Source organism: Paenibacillus sp. FSL R10-2796, assembly GCF_037965315.1.
Taxonomy (GTDB): Bacteria; Bacillota; Bacilli; order Paenibacillales; family Paenibacillaceae; genus Paenibacillus_AQ; species Paenibacillus_AQ odorifer.
In genome coordinates this window covers 3,030,551-3,048,847 of the sequence record NZ_CP150178.1, presented here as the reverse complement: position 1 = coordinate 3,048,847, position 18,297 = coordinate 3,030,551, and the positions used below count along the sequence as shown (strand labels likewise).

Annotated in this window: 15 protein-coding genes; 2 read left to right on the top strand and 13 right to left on the bottom strand. The window is 43.1% G+C overall.

The window, feature by feature from the left end; translation table 11 throughout:
• Positions 1 to 39 precede the first annotated feature (39 nt).
• Positions 40 to 234 carry a hypothetical protein gene (locus tag NST58_RS13775; protein WP_036686240.1) on the bottom strand — a complete coding sequence of 65 codons (195 nt, stop codon included), beginning with the start codon at positions 232 to 234 and terminating at the stop codon, positions 40 to 42.
• A gap of 71 nt (positions 235 to 305) precedes the next feature.
• Positions 306 to 920, bottom strand: coding sequence for a nitroreductase family protein (locus NST58_RS13770; protein WP_339248375.1), 615 nt, complete (start codon positions 918 to 920; stop codon positions 306 to 308).
• Positions 921 to 1,176: 256 nt separating this feature from the next.
• Here NST58_RS13770 and NST58_RS13765 point away from each other — a divergent pair, with 256 nt between their 5' ends.
• Positions 1,177 to 2,574 carry a metallophosphoesterase gene (locus NST58_RS13765; RefSeq protein ID WP_339248372.1) on the top strand — a complete coding sequence of 466 codons (1,398 nt, stop codon included), beginning with the start codon at positions 1,177 to 1,179 and terminating at the stop codon, positions 2,572 to 2,574.
• A 97-nt stretch (positions 2,575 to 2,671) separates the two neighbouring features.
• Here the strand turns inward: NST58_RS13765 and NST58_RS13760 are convergent, their stop codons facing one another.
• Both NST58_RS13760 and NST58_RS13755 read right to left on the bottom strand, forming a co-directional pair.
• Positions 2,672 to 4,189, bottom strand: a complete 1,518-nt coding sequence (locus NST58_RS13760; protein ID WP_076125900.1) for a copper amine oxidase N-terminal domain-containing protein — start codon at positions 4,187 to 4,189, stop codon at positions 2,672 to 2,674.
• 92 nt (positions 4,190 to 4,281) lie between these two features.
• Positions 4,282 to 4,950, bottom strand: coding sequence for a TraX family protein (locus NST58_RS13755; protein WP_076125898.1), 669 nt, complete (start codon positions 4,948 to 4,950; stop codon positions 4,282 to 4,284).
• A gap of 474 nt (positions 4,951 to 5,424) precedes the next feature.
• Here NST58_RS13755 and thrS point away from each other — a divergent pair, with 474 nt between their 5' ends.
• Complete coding sequence (thrS, locus tag NST58_RS13750) at positions 5,425 to 7,338, top strand: threonine--tRNA ligase (protein ID WP_339248367.1); 1,914 nt, start codon at positions 5,425 to 5,427, stop codon at positions 7,336 to 7,338.
• 80 nt (positions 7,339 to 7,418) lie between these two features.
• On the opposite strand, the gene NST58_RS13745 is transcribed toward thrS, so the two are convergent.
• The 9 genes from NST58_RS13745 to NST58_RS13705 form a co-directional block, all read right to left on the bottom strand.
• Positions 7,419 to 8,408 carry an aldose 1-epimerase gene (locus NST58_RS13745; RefSeq protein ID WP_339248365.1) on the bottom strand — a complete coding sequence of 330 codons (990 nt, stop codon included), beginning with the start codon at positions 8,406 to 8,408 and terminating at the stop codon, positions 7,419 to 7,421.
• Positions 8,409 to 8,492: 84 nt separating this feature from the next.
• The gene (locus NST58_RS13740; protein ID WP_036686231.1) at positions 8,493 to 9,209 is read right to left on the bottom strand and encodes an MgtC/SapB family protein; all 717 of its coding nucleotides are present in this window, start codon (positions 9,207 to 9,209) and stop codon (positions 8,493 to 8,495) included.
• Positions 9,210 to 9,390: 181 nt separating this feature from the next.
• Entirely contained in the window at positions 9,391 to 10,182 is a 792-nt protein-coding gene (locus tag NST58_RS13735) for an SDR family NAD(P)-dependent oxidoreductase (RefSeq protein WP_076105002.1), read from the bottom strand.
• Between the two features lie 112 nt (positions 10,183 to 10,294).
• Complete coding sequence (locus NST58_RS13730) at positions 10,295 to 11,407, bottom strand: rhamnogalacturonan acetylesterase (protein ID WP_076183422.1); 1,113 nt, start codon at positions 11,405 to 11,407, stop codon at positions 10,295 to 10,297.
• Positions 11,408 to 11,464: 57 nt separating this feature from the next.
• Entirely contained in the window at positions 11,465 to 12,304 is an 840-nt protein-coding gene (locus NST58_RS13725; RefSeq protein ID WP_038570347.1) for a carbohydrate ABC transporter permease, read from the bottom strand.
• A 3-nt stretch (positions 12,305 to 12,307) separates the two neighbouring features.
• Positions 12,308 to 13,228 carry a sugar ABC transporter permease gene (locus tag NST58_RS13720; RefSeq protein WP_076105030.1) on the bottom strand — a complete coding sequence of 307 codons (921 nt, stop codon included), beginning with the start codon at positions 13,226 to 13,228 and terminating at the stop codon, positions 12,308 to 12,310.
• A gap of 143 nt (positions 13,229 to 13,371) precedes the next feature.
• Positions 13,372 to 14,709, bottom strand: coding sequence for an extracellular solute-binding protein (locus tag NST58_RS13715; RefSeq protein ID WP_076202541.1), 1,338 nt, complete (start codon positions 14,707 to 14,709; stop codon positions 13,372 to 13,374).
• A gap of 121 nt (positions 14,710 to 14,830) precedes the next feature.
• Positions 14,831 to 16,399, bottom strand: a complete 1,569-nt coding sequence (locus tag NST58_RS13710) for a response regulator (protein ID WP_076183420.1) — start codon at positions 16,397 to 16,399, stop codon at positions 14,831 to 14,833.
• Positions 16,392 to 18,158 (bottom strand): sensor histidine kinase, encoded by a 1,767-nt coding sequence (locus NST58_RS13705; protein WP_339248360.1) that lies wholly within the window; start codon positions 18,156 to 18,158, stop codon positions 16,392 to 16,394. The genes NST58_RS13710 and NST58_RS13705 overlap by 8 nt, the downstream gene beginning before the upstream one ends.
• Between the last annotated feature and the right edge of the window lie 139 nt (positions 18,159 to 18,297).

Genomic DNA, 18,297 nt, shown 5'->3' with positions numbered 1-18,297 from the left:
GCTTTTTTTCATTTCTATGTTCAGGCCTTTGATTAAGCCTTAATGACCTTTTTTACGGATTTGTTTATCGTGGTTCTCCCCCCACTCTTTCGCCTGCGCTGTGGCAATTGAAATCGCCCGCCCCTCCTCATAACCATCTTCGAGGAGCGCATTCGCAATATCGATTGCCTTATTGCGAACAGGTGCTGTGAAGTTCTTCAATGATTCTGGATAATCCTCTTTGTTCCATGGCATACCAAAAACCTCCTTAACCAGTCTATATACATACTTAGCCTGGTTAAGGAGGTTTCAAACGCTTATTTCACTTATTTAAAGACTTTAACACGATCTTCAATCGGTTGGAATTGTTTCTCACCAGCAGGAGTAACTGTTTTACCAAATGGCAATTGAGCAATCAATTTCCATTCTTGCGGGATGCCCCATGCTTCTTTTACTTCATCATCAATCAGTGGATTATAGTGCTGCAAGGAGGCACCTACACCTGCTTCAGAAAGTGCTGTCCATACTACAAATTGCAGAATACCAGAGGATTGGTTAGCCCAAATTGGGAAGTTCTCAGCATATAGAGCGAAGTTCTCTTGCAGGCTCTTCACTACCGTTTGATCTTCAAAGAATAGTACGGAACCGTAACCTGCTTTGAAAGACGCTAATTTTTGCGCTGTTCCTTCAAATTGTTCGGCAGGAACGATTTTACGCAATGTTTCTGTAGTGATATCCCATAGCTTATCGTGTTGTTCTCCAAGAAGAACAACGGCTCTTGAGCTTTGGGAGTTGAAAGAAGTTGGGCTATGTAGCACCGCTTGTTCAACGATTTCTACAATTTGTGCATCCGAAATCGTAGATTCTTTACTAAGGGCATATATGGAACGTCTTCCTTTTACTGCTTCAAAGAAATTGTTAGACAAAAATACTACCTCCATTAATTTTAGTAACTTACTTTTGTATATCTTAGCACTTTTTTTTCTGAAAACACAACAGTTATTCACAACTTATTTTGTCGGATATATTCGTTGCCAACTCTTATTGTCGCATTTATGGGCTTAATTATGCACCTGATCTATTAATCATTAATCACTTCAGGCGGGCTAGAAACTGCCCTCTTCCTTTTCCGATATACACCACGAGCTAAAATGCGCTACAATAGTGCAGCAAATGTATAGAAGGAAGGTTATAATCATGAAATTCCCAAGCGAGAAAGCCCTTGTTCGGCATAGAAAATCAGCCTTAATCTCATTATTGCTGCTCCTTTCAATGAGCTTGGCTCTAACTAGCTGTAAAGACACAAATTCGTCTAATTTAACCTCAACAGCACAAGATCCGAATGATCTTCACCCCCTCACTTTCTGGGTGGCAACGGACACTCACTTCTTAGATAAGAAGCTACAGGATGGCGGTACAGCTTTTCAAAAATATGTAACTGGCGGTGATGGAAAAATGCTGCCTTACAGTGATGAAATCCTTGAAACCTTGGTTTATGACGCTGAGCAGCAGAAGCCTGATTTTCTCATCCTGAGTGGAGATTTAACAAATAACGGAGAACGCAGCAGCCATCAGGAGCTAACCCAAAAATTAAAGCGAATCGAAGCACAAGGAACCTCTGTTTATGTCATTCCAGGCAACCACGATTTATTTAATCCTTGGGCCAGATCCTTCAGCGGGGATAAGCAGCTTGTTACGGATTCCATTACAGACAAAGACTTTACCAAGATGTATGAGGATTTCGGTTACAAAGAAGCTGTATCACGTGATAAAGAATCACTAAGTTACATCGTTAAGGCAGCGCCAAATTTATGGCTCCTTATGATTGACAGCAGCCAATATCATAACAATCAGAAATACGGTTTCCCCCAAACGGACGGACGCCTGACCGCCTCTACCCTATCATGGATAGATAATTCTGTTAAACTGGCTGCCAGGGAGCATGCTTCTGTTCTCACGGTTATGCACCACAATCTACTAAGCCACACCTCTATGTCTGTTTCAGGCTTTAAGCTTAACAACAGTCAGGAAACAATAAAGGTACTTCGTGAAAATGAACTTAATTTAGTCTTGTCAGGCCATATCCATATGCAGGACATCCGGGTAGACCCGGTAACTTCTTCGGAAGAAACGCCAATTTATGATATCGCAACAAGTGCAATGGCTGTCTATCCACATCAATACGGAGCGATGACCTTCGATCCCCTGAGCAGAACCGTCAATTATGAAGCAACGCCCTTAAATGTAGAGGGATGGGCTAAAGCTAATGGCAATACAGATCAGAATCTTTTAAACTTCAAGACCTATGCTGAGGATACTTTTGCTACAAACTCTTATAACAAAGCTATGGATGGTTTAAAGGAGAGTTCCTTTACGCAGTCTGAAAAGGCATCGATGGCAGAGGTAATGGCCAAGCTAAATGTAAGATATTTCGCGGGGACAGCCGGCAGCTCCTCAGAAGATATTAAAGCGATGCCAGGCTACAAGCTTTGGGAAGGCCTACAAGAAGGTTTCTTAGGTGGATACATCCAAAGTATGACAGAGGATAAAGAGCTTAGTAATATAGCTTTAGAGGTGGTATTGACGAAGCAATAACTGGATTATGTATTCATATGAAAAACCCAGCCTCCACCCGCATTTATGCGTCAGATGGAAGCTGGGTTTATTGTGTTAATTAATCGTTAAGATACAACTATTTCCGTACAATAGTAATCCAACCATCTTCATCTACCGACACAGTAGCATGAAGCGCTTCAGCAAGCAGACGCAAGGATACATATGCATCGCCATACTCGTCAACAAATACAGGTTGGGCAAGCTTTACAGCCGTACCGTTAATCAAGGCTTCGGAAGAACCGATTTTGAATACCAGTTTATCTCCGTACACACCATCAGTAACGTTAATTGCACGATTGGCCGTATCCCATTCTACAGTAGCATCTAAATCTTCTGCCAAATAACGCAGTGGGATATAAGTAGTGTTCTTGTCTACAATCGGGTAATAATATTCGTCATCAGGTTCGATAACAATGGTTCTCTTCGTAATGCCCAGATCATCCTTCAATATACGATATACATCAGAATCTGGGGCAAAGTTTCTCAAAGTCTCTCCAGGTGTAAGTCCGGAAGAAATATCAAGTGCACCTTCAGTGCTGATTGGATCAGCGGTTACAGCACCGCCAATGTTCCAAATCTGACTGGAAGCTTTAAGCGAGAGGCTCTTCAATGGGAAATCCTCGGTACCCGGAAGCGCCACTTTTAGATCAACATTCTGTTTACGCACATGCAGAGCACTATCAACGAAAATATCAACAGATAACTTCGTATCCTTACTCAACACGGTCTTCATCTCAGGAGTTGATTTGTAAAGACTGTCCACTTGATTGTCATATACTAGCAGCAATGCATCAACAGCCAATTTGGCAGCATCATGCAATACAGTTACGACAGCTTCTTTATCATCCAGTGGAATATCTCCGAATCCCAGATTGAAAATATCGCCAGAACCGTCTTCATCCATAGCTTTGATCACAGGGTACAGATAGTCGTAAAGACCACCCACCAATTCAGTAAAACCTTCTGTGTCTTTGGAAACAGACTTCAGGAAGCCTTTTAACAATGCAGGAAGCTCATCACCAGTCACTTCTGCATGCAGCTTCGTCATGTTCAACTGCTCACCATACACAGCATCACTAACCGGTGTAATGTTGATTACGCCAGGATTAGGAAGATTCTTAACAACGAATTTCGTCAACAGCTTACTGACATCTTCAGCTTTTGCCGTATCCAATCCTACTTCACCTAAAATTTCATCGTATCCTTGTACAGGGAAGTAGAACGGTTGTTTTGCTCCTTCAACTGTAAAAGCAAGTGTTTGTTTGTCCATAAACAAGGTGAATGGAATATTCAATTGTTTATAACCAACAGTTCCTTGGGCCGATAAACTCCCATTATCTTGTAACTTAGCTTTACTAATATTCAGGGAAAAAGAATTAATAAGATCAACCATTTCCTTATCTTCCGCGCTAATTCCCTCTATGGGCTCAGCATTCATGGAAAAAGTCATACTGGATTCTGATGATTTAACATCAACATCCCCAATCAACGCCTTATTAACATCGAACCCCCCTACCGACTGACAGCCGGCAAGAACTAGCATCAGTGCGACAAAAGGCAAAAACCACTTCAATTTCGCTTTAACTCTACTCATAGCATGTCTCCTTCATCTTATTTTGTGAAATCAATCCATTATCTCAGCTAAGGTAAGTTTTGTAAATCAAAGTTCCTTTTATTGTAAAATGTTTAGATATTCAACAAACTTCGCCATTCGATCTGAGCCCAATCCTTGTAAATTACAGCCTTAACTATCGCCAACATCAGTAAATGTGCAGGATAAAATGACCACCACATCCAGCGCGGAACCCGGTGCCGCTCCAAGCGATCCCAAATTAAAGGCGTAAAAGCAATCAGCAAGGTAGGTAAAATACTGAGCATCTGTACAACCCAATAATTATAAAACATATAGAAAAGATTCAGTGCCAGATGGGCTCCAACAAGCCAGTACGATTTCGTATAACGAAAAATCAATACTAAGAGCAAACCGTACGCATTATAATCTATAGGGTAATAATCCATTAACACTATAGCAGCAATTACCACAGGTATACCAAGCCATAGTGAAGGCAGCTTGTCCAAAATTACCAGTACGATTGCTGACAGCAATAACGTAAACACCACGTTCCAGCCACCAGAATTTAGCGCTAGATTATAGGGAATCTGGGCAATAATCGCAATCAAGAGCAACCGAAATAAATATTTAGGTCTGGATGAAGTATGGATATGTCCCTGCACAAGCCCATAACAATAAATCGGAAAAGCTATTCTCCCTACATATCTCCAAGCAAGATTCTCCGGGAAAAAGATATAGCCAATATGGTCGATTAGCATCGTCAGCATGGCAATAATCTGCATTACAATCCCCCTTAAGCATGTTGAAATATAAATTCGCCAAGTCCATCCTCATTTCCTTTACCAATAAGCAAATGAAGACCGCGGAGAAACGATCATCCGATTTCTGTGCACCTCCCCCCCTTGACTTTATCGAATACTATTGAGTAATATTAACTAGCAACAGAATATGGCAATGATCAAAGACATGATTTCCTACACGAACTGTCCAGAGAGAGAAGTCCAGGCTGCAAGCTTCTCCAGTTACCGGTTGTGAAGTTACCCCTTTGTAGCCGTGGCGCTGAATCCGTAGAACTTTGTTTTTTCGGTAGTATGCGGCACCGATTTATCCCCGATATCGGATACCAATGAGGTCCTGTCTATATGACAGGTCGAATTAGGGTGGAACCACGAGCTGAACGCACTCGTCCCTTTCTGGGAGAGATGCGTTTTTTTGCGTTCACAACTAACAATATTTGAGAAACGGAGGCTAAAATCATGAAGATCAAGGTAACACTGCAAGATGGAACAATTAGAGAGGTACTGCAAGGAACAACGATTAAAGAAGCAGCAGGTGCCATAAGTACCAGTCTGAAAAAAAATGCTGTAGCTGGAAAAATTGATGGAAAATCTGTTGATCTAAACCAAGCGATCGAATATGATTGCCGGCTCGATATTGTTACGTTGGATAGCAAAGACGGTCTTGAGGTTTATAGACACAGTACTGCACATATCATGGCGCAGGCCATAAAACGTATATATGGAGATAAAGCTGTCCAGCTAGGCATAGGTCCTGTTATCGAAGACGGCTTCTACTATGACATTGATATTGAGAAACCTCTATCCACTGATGATCTTGCTGCAATCGAACAAGAAATGGCGAAAATCATCCAAGAGAATCACCAGATTGTCCGCCGTGTGGTGAGCCGCGCAGAGGCCATTAAACTTTTTGAAGAGCTGAATGAGCCTTTAAAGCTGGAGCTTATTCATGATCTGCCGGAAGACACAGTATTAACTATTTATGATCAAGGTGAATTCTCCGATCTTTGCCGTGGGCCACATCTTCCCTCTACTGGCTTGGTCAAAGCCTTTAAGCTGTTGAATGTAGCGGGTGCCTACTGGCGTGGAGATTCCAATAACAAAATGCTGCAACGTATTTATGGAACTGCCTTTCCTAAAAAAGCGCAGTTAGAGGAACATTTACTGTTTCTTGAAGAAGCTAAAAAACGTGACCACCGTAAGCTCGGCAAAGAACTTGAGTTGTTCATGTTCTCAGAAGAAGCGCCAGGCATGCCCTTCTATCTTCCCAAGGGAATGACAATCCGTACAGAGCTTGAGAACTTTGCCCGGGAATTACAAAGACAGAGAGATTACGATGAAGTTCGTACACCGCTGATGATGAACAATCGGCTTTGGGAGCAGTCAGGACACTGGGATCACTACAAGGACAATATGTATTTCACAGATGTAGATGAAACAAAATTTGCCCTTAAGCCGATGAACTGCCCTGGGCATATGCTAATTTTCAAAAATAATCTGCATTCCTACCGGGAACTGCCTATCCGTATCTCGGAATTCGGTCAAGTGCATCGCCATGAATATTCCGGAGCACTGAACGGGATGATGAGAGTCCGCACTTTCTGCCAGGATGATGCTCACCTCTTCGTTTTGCCAGAGCAAATTGAGGATGAAATAAGACGGGTAATCTCACTGATTGACCATATTTATCAAGTGTTCGGCTTTGAGTATAAGATTGAATTATCAACTCGGCCGGCAGATTATATGGGATCTGAAGAATTATGGGATCAGGCTGAACAATCTTTACAAAATGTATTAGACAATCTCGGGATCGAATATCGTGTGAATGAAGGGGATGGCGCGTTCTATGGACCTAAGATTGATTTCCATATCTTAGATGCGCTAAAACGAAGCTGGCAATGTGGAACAATACAACTAGATTGGCAAATGCCAGAGAAATTCGATCTTACTTACATCGGGGAAGATAATCTTAAACATCGCCCGGTCGTAATCCATCGCGCTGTTTATGGGTCGATCGATCGTTTTATGGGGATTATTACTGAACATTTCGCTGGGGCTTTCCCACTGTGGCTCGCACCTGTTCATGCGAAGTTATTGCCAGTCTCTGAGAACTATGTTGACTATGCACTGCAAGTGAAGCATCACATGGAGAAGGCTGGCATTCGTGTCGAAGTAGATATCCGAAATGAGAAGTTAGGCTACAAAATTCGTGAAGCTCAGCTTGAAAAAGCACCTTACATGCTTGTACTTGGAGAGAACGAAAAAAATTCCGACACTGTCTCTGTAAGAAAACGTGGTGAAGGTGATCTTGGTTCGAAGAGTATCCAAGACATCATTGAACAGATTAATGAAGAGATTATTAGTAAGAGATAAATTTAAGGGGCTGTCTAATCGTAGAAAAACTACGTTTGAGACAGCCCCTTCTTTATAACCTATTCCTATTCACATGAACTCTATTTTACGTACAGGCGGCTGCTCTCTTCCCAATATTCACCTGGTTTCAGGCTGAACAAGCCGATTTCATCAGCAGGAAGATCTACCATTGGCGCATTCACCAAGTTAATTTGTGGCTCAGGGCAGAAGAACTGTTCTGTAGCACCATTATTCCAGATCATCCATTGTTTGTACGAAGTCCCTACATCGTACACCAAGGTTACTCCAGCTTTGCTATCGGTAAGCTCCATCCGGTTGCGTCCGTTCTGAGGTACAGCCGTGTAGTGATTGTCCATCGATGCAAAATATGGATTCACACCTTCTTCACGAAGCTGAACTTCTCCTGGCTCCAACGCCTGGAATTTGCCTGTTGGCAGCATGCGGTCGTTGAGCTCCCAGCGCTCGCCAATAGTAGCTTTTACGCGGTAATCTTGTGCACTGCTTCCTGGTGCGAAAGGTGCGTTAATGGCAGTGTGGAATGCCAGCAAGCAAGGCATCACATCTTCTCCATCATTGTGTACCAGCACCTGTTGAGATAATCCTCCTTCGCCGAGGGTATAACGCAATTTGATCGTATACTTATGTGGAAAATACTGATAAGAAGGATGATTCTCATCCACCTTGATGAATACGGTTACGAAGCTTTCAGTCTTACCGCTGCCAAATTCTTCGACTTCCCAAGCTGCAGTATGTAAAAATCCGTGTAAATGGTTGCCCGTTGCAACTTCATTTACTGGGAATTGATAAGTTTGACCATTCCATGGAAATTTACCATCCTCATAACGATTTGGAGGAAATAATACAGGAATTCCGTGAATCCCCGGACTTGCCTTAAAGGCTTCCATCTCTTCAGCTCCAGGCTCATGCAGGAAGCGATATCCGTTTTCGGTATCACGGAAACAGATCAGGTTGCCGCCAATGCCTGGCAGAATAGCTGCCTCATAACGACCGGCTTTCAACCAGATAGCTGCTTCTCCTTCATATTGTCCTTCATACGCTGTGATTGACATAATATATTGTTCTCCCTTCCAGTGTCTGATAATTGTCTCCACTTGATAGATTACCACATCTAGTCATGAGGTGACATGCTCTTTTTACAATTGCTCCACTTCTACGCTCATTACATGTTCAATTTTCTTCACATCGTAATAGATTTCTGTTGCGTAATCCCGATCCGGTGCTGAGATCACCATATCGATCATTTGTCTGCCATCTTCCAAATCTTTAATTTTCATTCTTCGAATCGCTCGGGATGGACCTCTAGTACTACGCTGCGAGCTGACCTGAGGCCGCTCGATTTTTTGGATCACTTCTGTAAGCACAAAATTAGCTTCCATAATGATCCTCACTGAAACTTCATGTTTATTCAGTACTTCTGGTCCTAGCGAACGGATTAAATGAGGAACTAAATTCACAGCAAACATCAGCAGAATAACCGCATATGCTGCCTCAATATAGAATCCCGCACCCACAGCTATACCAATTCCAGAAGCTGTCCAGATGAGTGCTGCCGAAGTAAGGCCCGAAATGGCATCTCCGCCTCTACGCAGAATAACACCCGCACCCAAAAAACCAATCCCGCTGACAATCTGAGCCGCAAGCCGCATTGGGTCCATGTTGGGATGCTCTGGTCCTGCGAACTTATCAAAGGCATGGATAGACACCACTGTGACAAGACAGCTCGCAATGCTTATGACCATACTGGTCCGTATCCCCAGCGGTTTCTGCTTGATCTGTCGGTCAATCCCGATGAACAGCCCGAACAGCATGGCCACTAGTAACTTCATTAATGATTCCAATTGAAAATCCATATCGCAATCTCCTTTCTCCAGAGATACTCCATTATAACGGAAATTGGAGATAATGATTAGCTTTATTTTACAATAAAAAACGGCATAACCATCCTCAGCGCATATGCTCTTTCGACCCGTGTGGTCCGGCATAGCGACGAGGATGGAATCCGTTATGAGAGGCCAAGATTATGTTGAAAAATTAACCATGCAGAAGCGACTCTGCACCGTCACAATAAATTTCCGTCCCCGTAATATGATCTGAATCTTCAGACGCCAGAAACAGCGCCAGCTTCGCTACTTGATCAGGTCGCCCCGGACCTTCTTCGAGCGGTTGATCTCCCTCAGGAAATTCTACTGGGATTTTCACTTCTTTCAGATCCTCTGATGGAAAAGTGTTGTCATCTATATTGGTCTTTATAGCCCCAGGACAGATCGCATTTACGCGGATTTGAAATTGAGCCAGTTCCAGTGCCGCCATTTTCATAAAAGCAACCTGTCCTGCCTTTGTCGTACTGTAAGCAGAAAAACCAACATTAGAAAATACACGATTTCCGTTAATGGAGCTGTTGATCAGGATGCTGCCTCCGCTTTCTTTTAGATGCGGTATCGCATATTTAACAGTCGCGAAGGTTCCACGCAGGTTAATATGAATGGTCTGATCCCAAGCTTCAATATCCATCGTTTCAATAGGCGTCATCGCCCCATTAATCCCTGCGTTGGCAAAAACAACATCAAGACGACCCCATTTCGCGGCCGCCTTATTTATCGCCGCTTCCACTTGTGGTGGTTCAGCAACATCACATTCGATAACTAGGGCTTCTCCGCCCTCTTTCTCCACTTGCTGTCTAACCTTTTCCGCGTTCTCTACAGTTCTGTCCAATAAGACAACTTTGGCTCCGTTACGTGCGAACTCAAGCACGGTTGCCCGGCCAATTCCTGAGCCGCCTCCGGTTACAACTGCAACCTTACCTACAAGCTTTTTATCTGCCATATCGTGATATCCTCCTTCTTATCATGCAAGTCTTCCAGTTAAGTTCTTTCCTTAACCTTAACCTTGCATACAGAAGTTGAACCGACAGATATTTACTTTTCCTTTAGGATTATTATTCTCCCTGACGAAGATGAATGATGAGATCGTTTAATCCAACTTCCCGGATCCCTTCCACTATAAGCTCAGCTAGAAGACGAGCCCCTAAAATCTGAAAATGTGTATTATCCTGCACCCCACCTGGATGCGCAATAAATTCTCCTGGATAGCTCCACATGAATAAATCTTTTGAGCCCTCTGAGCCATAAGCTTCAAAGAGCTTGCGGCTCTTCTCGGCTAAATCAATCAGTGGAACCTGCTCGGTATCTGCGAGTTCCCGCATGGCGATTAAATAATCTCCATGCGTGTCTACAATTGCTTCTTCACTATCAAATCTTCGCCGTTGTACAGAGCTCACAAGAACCGGATAGGCCCCCGCTTCTCGGGCGACTGTAATCAACCGGAGCAAATGTTCTTTATATGTAGTAAAGGGCTCGGTATGTCTTAAATCATCAGTTTTGGAATCATTATGTCCAAACTGGATGAACAGATAATCTCTGGGTCTGATATCTGCGGCAATGCCCTCCAAATGCCCTTCCTCAATAAAACTCTTGGAACTGCGTCCAGAAAGTGCTCGATTATCTACAGCTATTCCGGCTTTGAAGCAGCGTGGCAGCAGTTGGCCCCACCCCGCATAGGGGTAACCTTCTTCCCCTTGATCGGTCACCGTGGAATCTCCCGCCAGAAATAAGACTAGCGCTTCATTGTCCATCTGAATGTCCAAGGCGTTAATACGCGGTGCCGCACCCGAGAACGATAGCTTTAGCTGCCCATCCTTAACCCTAATTGCAAAGGATTCGCGCAAATATTGGCCCGCAGGCACATTTAGCGTGTCCAATACGAACTTGCCTTCTCCAGCTTTGATAAATGTGCTGGTATCTGCCAGAGCATCACCCAACAGCAGCGTAACACGGTAGATCCCATTCGGGAGATCCAGAAGAAAAACTGCTTTCTGTGGGATGCAGCAATCGCTTCGCAGTATATCTGTTCCCCCTCTGAAACGACCAAAGACGGAGGAATCAGAAGTGAAACCATACCCTATTCCCTTAGAATAAGATGTGTCCGGCCGAATTTTGGTGTAGCCAGGCTCAGCTTCCTTAATCCCAAAATCAAAACGATAGCTATCCAAATTCAGCCGCACCTTTCTTAATTAGAGATTTAAAACATTTATATTCGTTTGCTGAAATCAACCTTTCAAACCACTGGTGCTGATTCCTTCTACAATCTGCTTTTGGAAGATAAAGAAGATAATCATGACTGGTGCCAAACTTAGAACAGACATGGCGAACATTGGACCCCAGTTGGATACGGACTCACTGTCCAGGAACATTTTAAGCCCCATCGAAACTGTATATTTAGAAGGTGAGTTCAAGTACAATACCGGTCCAAGCAAGTCTTCCCAGCGCCAATAGAAGGAGAAGATCGCCGCAGTAGCCATAGAAGGACGGATAAGCGGAAGTATAATTCTGAAATAAAGTCCAAATTTCCCACAACCATCGATGGTAGCCGCTTCATCAAGTTCAACAGGAATGGTCCGAATAAACTGCAGCATTAGGAAAATGAAAAACGGGACACCGAAGAACTGTGGAACAACGATCGGTTTGATACTATCGAGCCATTCCAATTTGGCATAGATAATGTATTGAGGGACGAGCACCACATCGGAAGGAAGCATCAGGGTCATCATCATGATTCCGAACCATAAGCCATGGCCTACAAATTTATTGCGGGCAAAACCAAAGGCAACCAGTGAAGATGAAATGACTGCGCCCAGTGTTGCGACAATGACAATTACAAAAGAGTTCTTGATGAAGACACCAAAGGAGTAACCTGCAATACCTTCCCAGCCTTTAGCATAGTTCCCCCATTCCCATGGATCAGGTATAAGGTGTTGTGCTGTAACAAATACAAGCCGGCTCTCTTTAAAAGAACTCATGATCATCCACAGAATCGGATACAGCATAACGATAGCGAGGCCACCTATAAGGATGTGATAAAGCGGCCATTTCAGTTTAATTTTCGCCATGGATTATTTTCCTCCTTCCGACTCGTAGAAGACCCACGATTTGGATGTCTTGAACAAGATTCCGGTCATGATGCCGACAAGCAACAACATTACCCAAGCCATAGCCGAAGCATAACCCATATTGTTAAACATAAAGGCCTGACGGAATAAATAGAGAGAATACAACATAGTGCCGTCCATAGGTCCGCCTTCACCTTTAGAGATAATATAAGCTGGAACAAAGGTCATGAATGCGCTGATCGTCTGCATAACTAGATTAAACAGAATCACTGAACTTAAGAGTGGCATAGTAATCTTGAAGAACTTTCTGAAGAATCCGGCTCCATCCACACTAGCTGCCTCATACATTTCACCAGGAATATTTTTAAGACCTGCAAGAAAGATCAACATGGATGAGCCAAACTGCCACACAGATAGAGTTATCAACATGATAAGCGCAGCGTTCGGATTGCCAAACCAACTTACCGGTCCAATTCCGAAAAAGCCAAGCATGCCGTTAATAATTCCAGTATCACTAAAAATATTACGCCACATGATGGAGACCGCCACACTACCACCTATAATAGAAGGTAAATAATAAGTTGTCCGATAGGCTCCTACCATACGTGATTTCGTATTTAGAATCATGGCCACAAATAATGCGAAGGTTAGACGTAAAGGCACACCGATAAATACGTAAAGCAGCGTTACCTTTAGTGAATGCAAATATTTCGGGTCATTTGAGAACATTTTGATGTAATTATCAAATCCAATCCACTTAGGTGGAGCGAATAAATTGTATTTGGTAAAAGAAAGATACAGCGAAATGATCATCGGGATCAGTGTGAAGCAAAGGAAGCCAATGACGAACGGACTGATGAAGGCATATCCTGTAAGGTTGCTTCGTAACCGCCGGCCGGTGAGGTTCTTTTTCTTAACAGCCAATGGATTCGAAGGTAGGGGATTCGTTAATGCCAAGGGTCTCCAACTCCTTTTTATGTGAATAATATGGGAAACGGGATGCCGCCTAGCGAAATGGCATGCCGTTTCCCATGTGAGACGCAGTATAGTTTTCTGTTACCCTACGATTAACGGCTGGAGAGAATAGAGTTCGCTTCTTTTCGGAACTGTGCTGCTGCTGCTGCTGGGTCGATTTTTCCGAAGTTCATTTGTTCAGCAAGGTCTGTAAGCAGGGCTACAACCTCTGGGGAACCTACCGGTGGACTCATAGGTGAAGTTGTAGGCTCCATGTCAGCAACAAACTTAAATACTTGCTTACCGGAATCAGTTAATTGTGTAGCTACAGATTCTTTGATTTTGCTTGAAATCGGTACTCCGCGTTCGCCTTTGATCAGGTTGTTAGCTTCCACATCATTAATCCAGAAATCAACGAACTTCGCTGCTTCTTCCTTCACTTTAGAGTTAGAAGTAATTGACCAGTACATACTTGGCTGCATGTAAAGTCCTTTATCCATATCTGGACCAGGCATTTGTGCCAGCTCCATAGGACGATTTACAGCGATTTGCAAAGCAACGTATTGGTTCGACCATTGCCATACACCGATACCTGTCCCTTTAACAATATCCGACTCTTCAATAACCCCTTTATTTTGACTCAGTTTGTCTTGTGATGGGACCGCTCCATCTTTAATCAGACCAGACAACATTCCGAAAAAGTCAGTGAACAACGCATCGTCCTCATAGCCAAGTGCGGAACCATCATTGTTATAGAGTGCCAGCCCTTTTGTACGCAGATAATAGTTGAAGAACACGTCTGCTGCCATGGAACCATCCATATACAGTCCAGCCGACTTAGCTTTTGCGGCGATTTCCTTGTATTGATCCCAAGTCCAGTTCTCTGGGATAGAATCAACACCTGCCTTTTTCAGCAATTCTGGATCATATTGAAAACCAAGTACGTTAACCCCTAACGGAATTCCGTATTGCTTCTCACCGATCACTCCAGTACTCAGCACGTTCTCATTCACATCGCCGACTTGAATCTGAGAGTTTAAATAAGGTTTCAAATCTTCGAGCTGTCCGTTAGATCCATATTGATTAATATAAGAAATATCCATTTGAACGATATCAGGAAGTCTATTTGCAGCAGCTTGCGGAGCAAGCTTTTTCCAGTAATCATCAAAGGATGCATATTCAGGCTCAATGGTTACATTCGGATATTTGGCTTCATACATATCAATAACTTGTTGTGTATAAGAATGTCTTGTATCTCCACCCCACCATGCGATACGCAGGGTTACTGGTTCTGCTGAGGTCGTGGCCGCAGGTTTCGTTTCCGAAGGAGTATTTGTAGCGGAATCCGTAGCAGTAGCATTGTTATTGTTGTTACCTCCACCGCAACCAGCTAACATCGACGACAACAATAATGGTACGGCTAGTAAAGCGAATCTCTTTTTCAATTTCATGTCCCCTTTTCCTATGATAGTGTAAAGGCTCTGATCCCTTTAGGTAGCGCTTTCATTGGTTAAATTTTCTCAAATATTCCGTGATTATTGAATACAAAAAACCGTCTTGTTTGTTCAATAATCAGTTCGCTTGAGGGGGTTTCATGAAATCTGTAGGGGTCTGGCCGGTTACTTTTTTAAAAACCTGACTGAAATATTGTGCATTTCCACCGAAGCCGAACATTTCAGCCAGCTCAAATACTCTTACATCCCCACTTCTCAAAATATGCTCCGATGCTTTAGCAATCCGGTAATTGGTTACATAATTCGAGAATTTCTCCCCGGTAATTTTCTTGAATATTTTGCCGAGATAGTCGGGATTCATATATAACATTTCAGCAGCGACCGAGCTAAGCGACAGCTCTGCATTCTTGTAATCCTCTGCGATAATTTTGAACATTTTGTCTACAATAAGCGATTGCCGGGAACTAAAATGTCGGTCATACATCGCTGTTAAGCGAACCGCTGCCTCTTTGACGTATGCTTTTAAACCTCCCAAGGTTCTAATTTCGGCAAGCTCCGCCAAGCCCGATGTGAAGCTATTTCTTTCATCAGGGACTGCTAAACGAATCATAGCGGAATATAACTGTAAAACATATGAACGCGTCACGTTAATATCTAACCGTTCATCCGCGAGCAAGTTGAATAATCGTTCCAATTCCAGCTCTACCGTATTTTGGTCACCTGCTTTGATTAGTAGACAAATATGCTCTTCATCTAGCTCGATATCATTTCTTCCACTTAGCTCATCACTTGGGATATCACTCCCGGTAATCAAACCGCCCGCCTCCAAATAAAAACGATGGTTCAGGCATTGCAAGGTCTGACGATACAATCTCCGGGAATGAATCATAAGGTCAGCATCACTAATCGCGATTGTCACATCCATTTTATAAAACTTGCAGAATACCTCTCTTACTTCAGCGATACGTTTAAGCAAGGGGCTATTCTGCACCGTATTTCCTTCGTCTTCCAGTAATATTAATAAATGACCGCCTATCGTCGCACTCAGGAGTGTTTCCTGAAGTACGTCCTGGGCAATATTTTGCAGAGCGAACAATTGCTCATATTCGTAAGAACCTTCTAGTCGGAACAGGAGCAAGCGTACCGTTTTGTCATTGAGTTCAATGCCGAATAATTCCTGATAGTACTCTAGATCCTGACTTCCATAAGTTTTGTTAGAGATCCATTCCTTCAAAAACTGTTCTTTCACATGGGGCAATACCTTCTGAAGACGTTGTTTCATGCTATTTACGAATTCGCCCCGGCTCTTCTGTTCATCGAGCTCTGCTACCAGCTCAACCAGCGCTTCATGGATCTGATTCTCATTGCACGGCTTTAAAAGATAATGTTTGACCCCGTTCTGCATAGCAATACAAGCATAATCAAAATCCTTATAACCAGTCAGCATAACGAATTTCACATCTGGAAATCGTTCACTGCATTTTTGCACCAGTCCCAAACCATCTAAACCAGGCATAGAAATATCAGTGATCACAATTTCGGGGCTAAGCTCCTCTATTTTTACCAAAGCCTCAATCCCGTTCCACGCCGTGCCTACAAGCTCTGTTCCCGCTCGTCCCCAGTCCACAACCTGCGATATCCCTTCCAGAATCAAGCGTTCATCGTCCACAAGCAGCAGTTTATACATTCTCTAGCACTCCTTTTAAGTAAGGTATACGCACATGTATAGTTGTTCCTTGACCCGGCTCACTTTCTATGACTGTGCCCCATTCAGGGCCAAAGACGATTTGAATCCGTTCCGCGATGTTAGCTAAGCCGATGCCTTCTCCACGGGTCTTAACTCTTCCCATCTGCAAATCTTTGATAAATTCAGCGCTCATTCCCGGTCCATTATCACTGACTCTGATATCGAGGCCCTGCTCTTCTTCACTAACTGTTATAGAAATGGTACACGGCTCAATATTAGGCTCTAGTGCATAGCGGATAGCATTTTCGATTAAAGGCTGCAAGGTCAGCTTCGGAATCAAAGCGTCATGCAGATGTTCAGGTACATCCATCCGGAAATCAAGCCTCTCATCAAACCGTGTTTTCTGGATAATGACATAATTGCGCACGATAGTGATCTCTTTTTCAAGTGTAATCAGCGGATCCTTTAGACCAATAGAGCTGCGGAACAAGTAACCGAGCGCTTCTACCATTTCTGAGATTTTGGCTTGTTTGTTCATTTTGGCTAACCAGTTGATTGATTCCAGTGTATTGTACAAAAAATGCGGATTAATCTGGGCCTGCAAAGCTTTTAGCTCAGTCTCTCTAATAATCAGCTGCTTCGCATAGTTCTCATCAATAAGCTCTCTGATCCTGCGGATCATCATTTTAAAAGTCCGGTTTAGCTGACTAACCTCGTCCTGCGCAGTCTGTGAAACCACACCTAATGACTGTTCCTCCAGATTGTCCAGATCGCCTTTCTCGATTTGCTTCATTTTTTTGGTCAACTTAGAGATCGGACGTACAATACTGCGAGCAAGCCTGTAGCCTAAAAGGAGACCAATTAATAAGATTAGTGCGAATATGATGACGACCAGCTTTTTGACAAAAGTAATATGTTTGAACATCTCATTAAATGGAGTGGCATTGATGTAGATCCAATCTATATAAGATGATTTCGTCTTGGTTATAAAATAAGTACCTTCTTGATATTTGGCCGTGCGATATAGCTCCGGACGTTCTGTCTCTTCTTTAAGCTCTTCTGGCAAAAGAATCGGTGCTTCAGGATAGATTGCCTGTCCCGTCGTGGCATCAACTGCGATTAATTGGTCTGTATCGCTCGTACTATCCGCAATGATTAGATCGATCCGAATACGGATCACGAGTGTTCCCAGATCATCCAGCGTAAACGTTGACCCTGTATAAGATTTAATCTGCCGAACCGCCAAAAGTGAATTTCTGTTTCCTTGCGGATACCACACTATACTCCCGCTAGCTTCCGCAGCTAACGGCTTTAACTGATCCTGCAGATCCTGTGATACTCCTTCACGATTGCCCGCAGTCATTACTCCGCCACTCGTATCCATCAGCATCATGGAATAAACGTATTTCTCTGCCCCTGCAAAAGCAACCAGCCTGTTTATGATCTTGTTATGTAGAACTTGTCTTTCATAAGGCTGTGGATCATTCTGCAATTGGCGCAGGCATTCTTGAATTTGCTCATCAGACACCATTGTAAAAGAAAGCTGATCCAATTCTCTTAGGGCATTTTCGATGCTAATGGAGGACATCCCCAGTACCTCAGAGGCCTTTTCATAAATTTGCTTGTCATAGATACGATACACATATTGTAAAACGGTCAAAGAGAATAAAAAGGAAAGTAGAAGCAAAAAGGAAATAATCAGTATCATTTTGTTGAAAATGCCCGAACTTCTGTAAGCGCTAACATTTTTCCAAATCATCTGCATTCTCCGCTCCCTAAATATGATAATTTTCATTTATTATCACTATAATTCCATTATAAACCATAATGTTCCATTTGGGTAAATTTACGTGAACTGAAAGATAAGGATAGTATAATGGCTCGGCGAAAAAATTCCT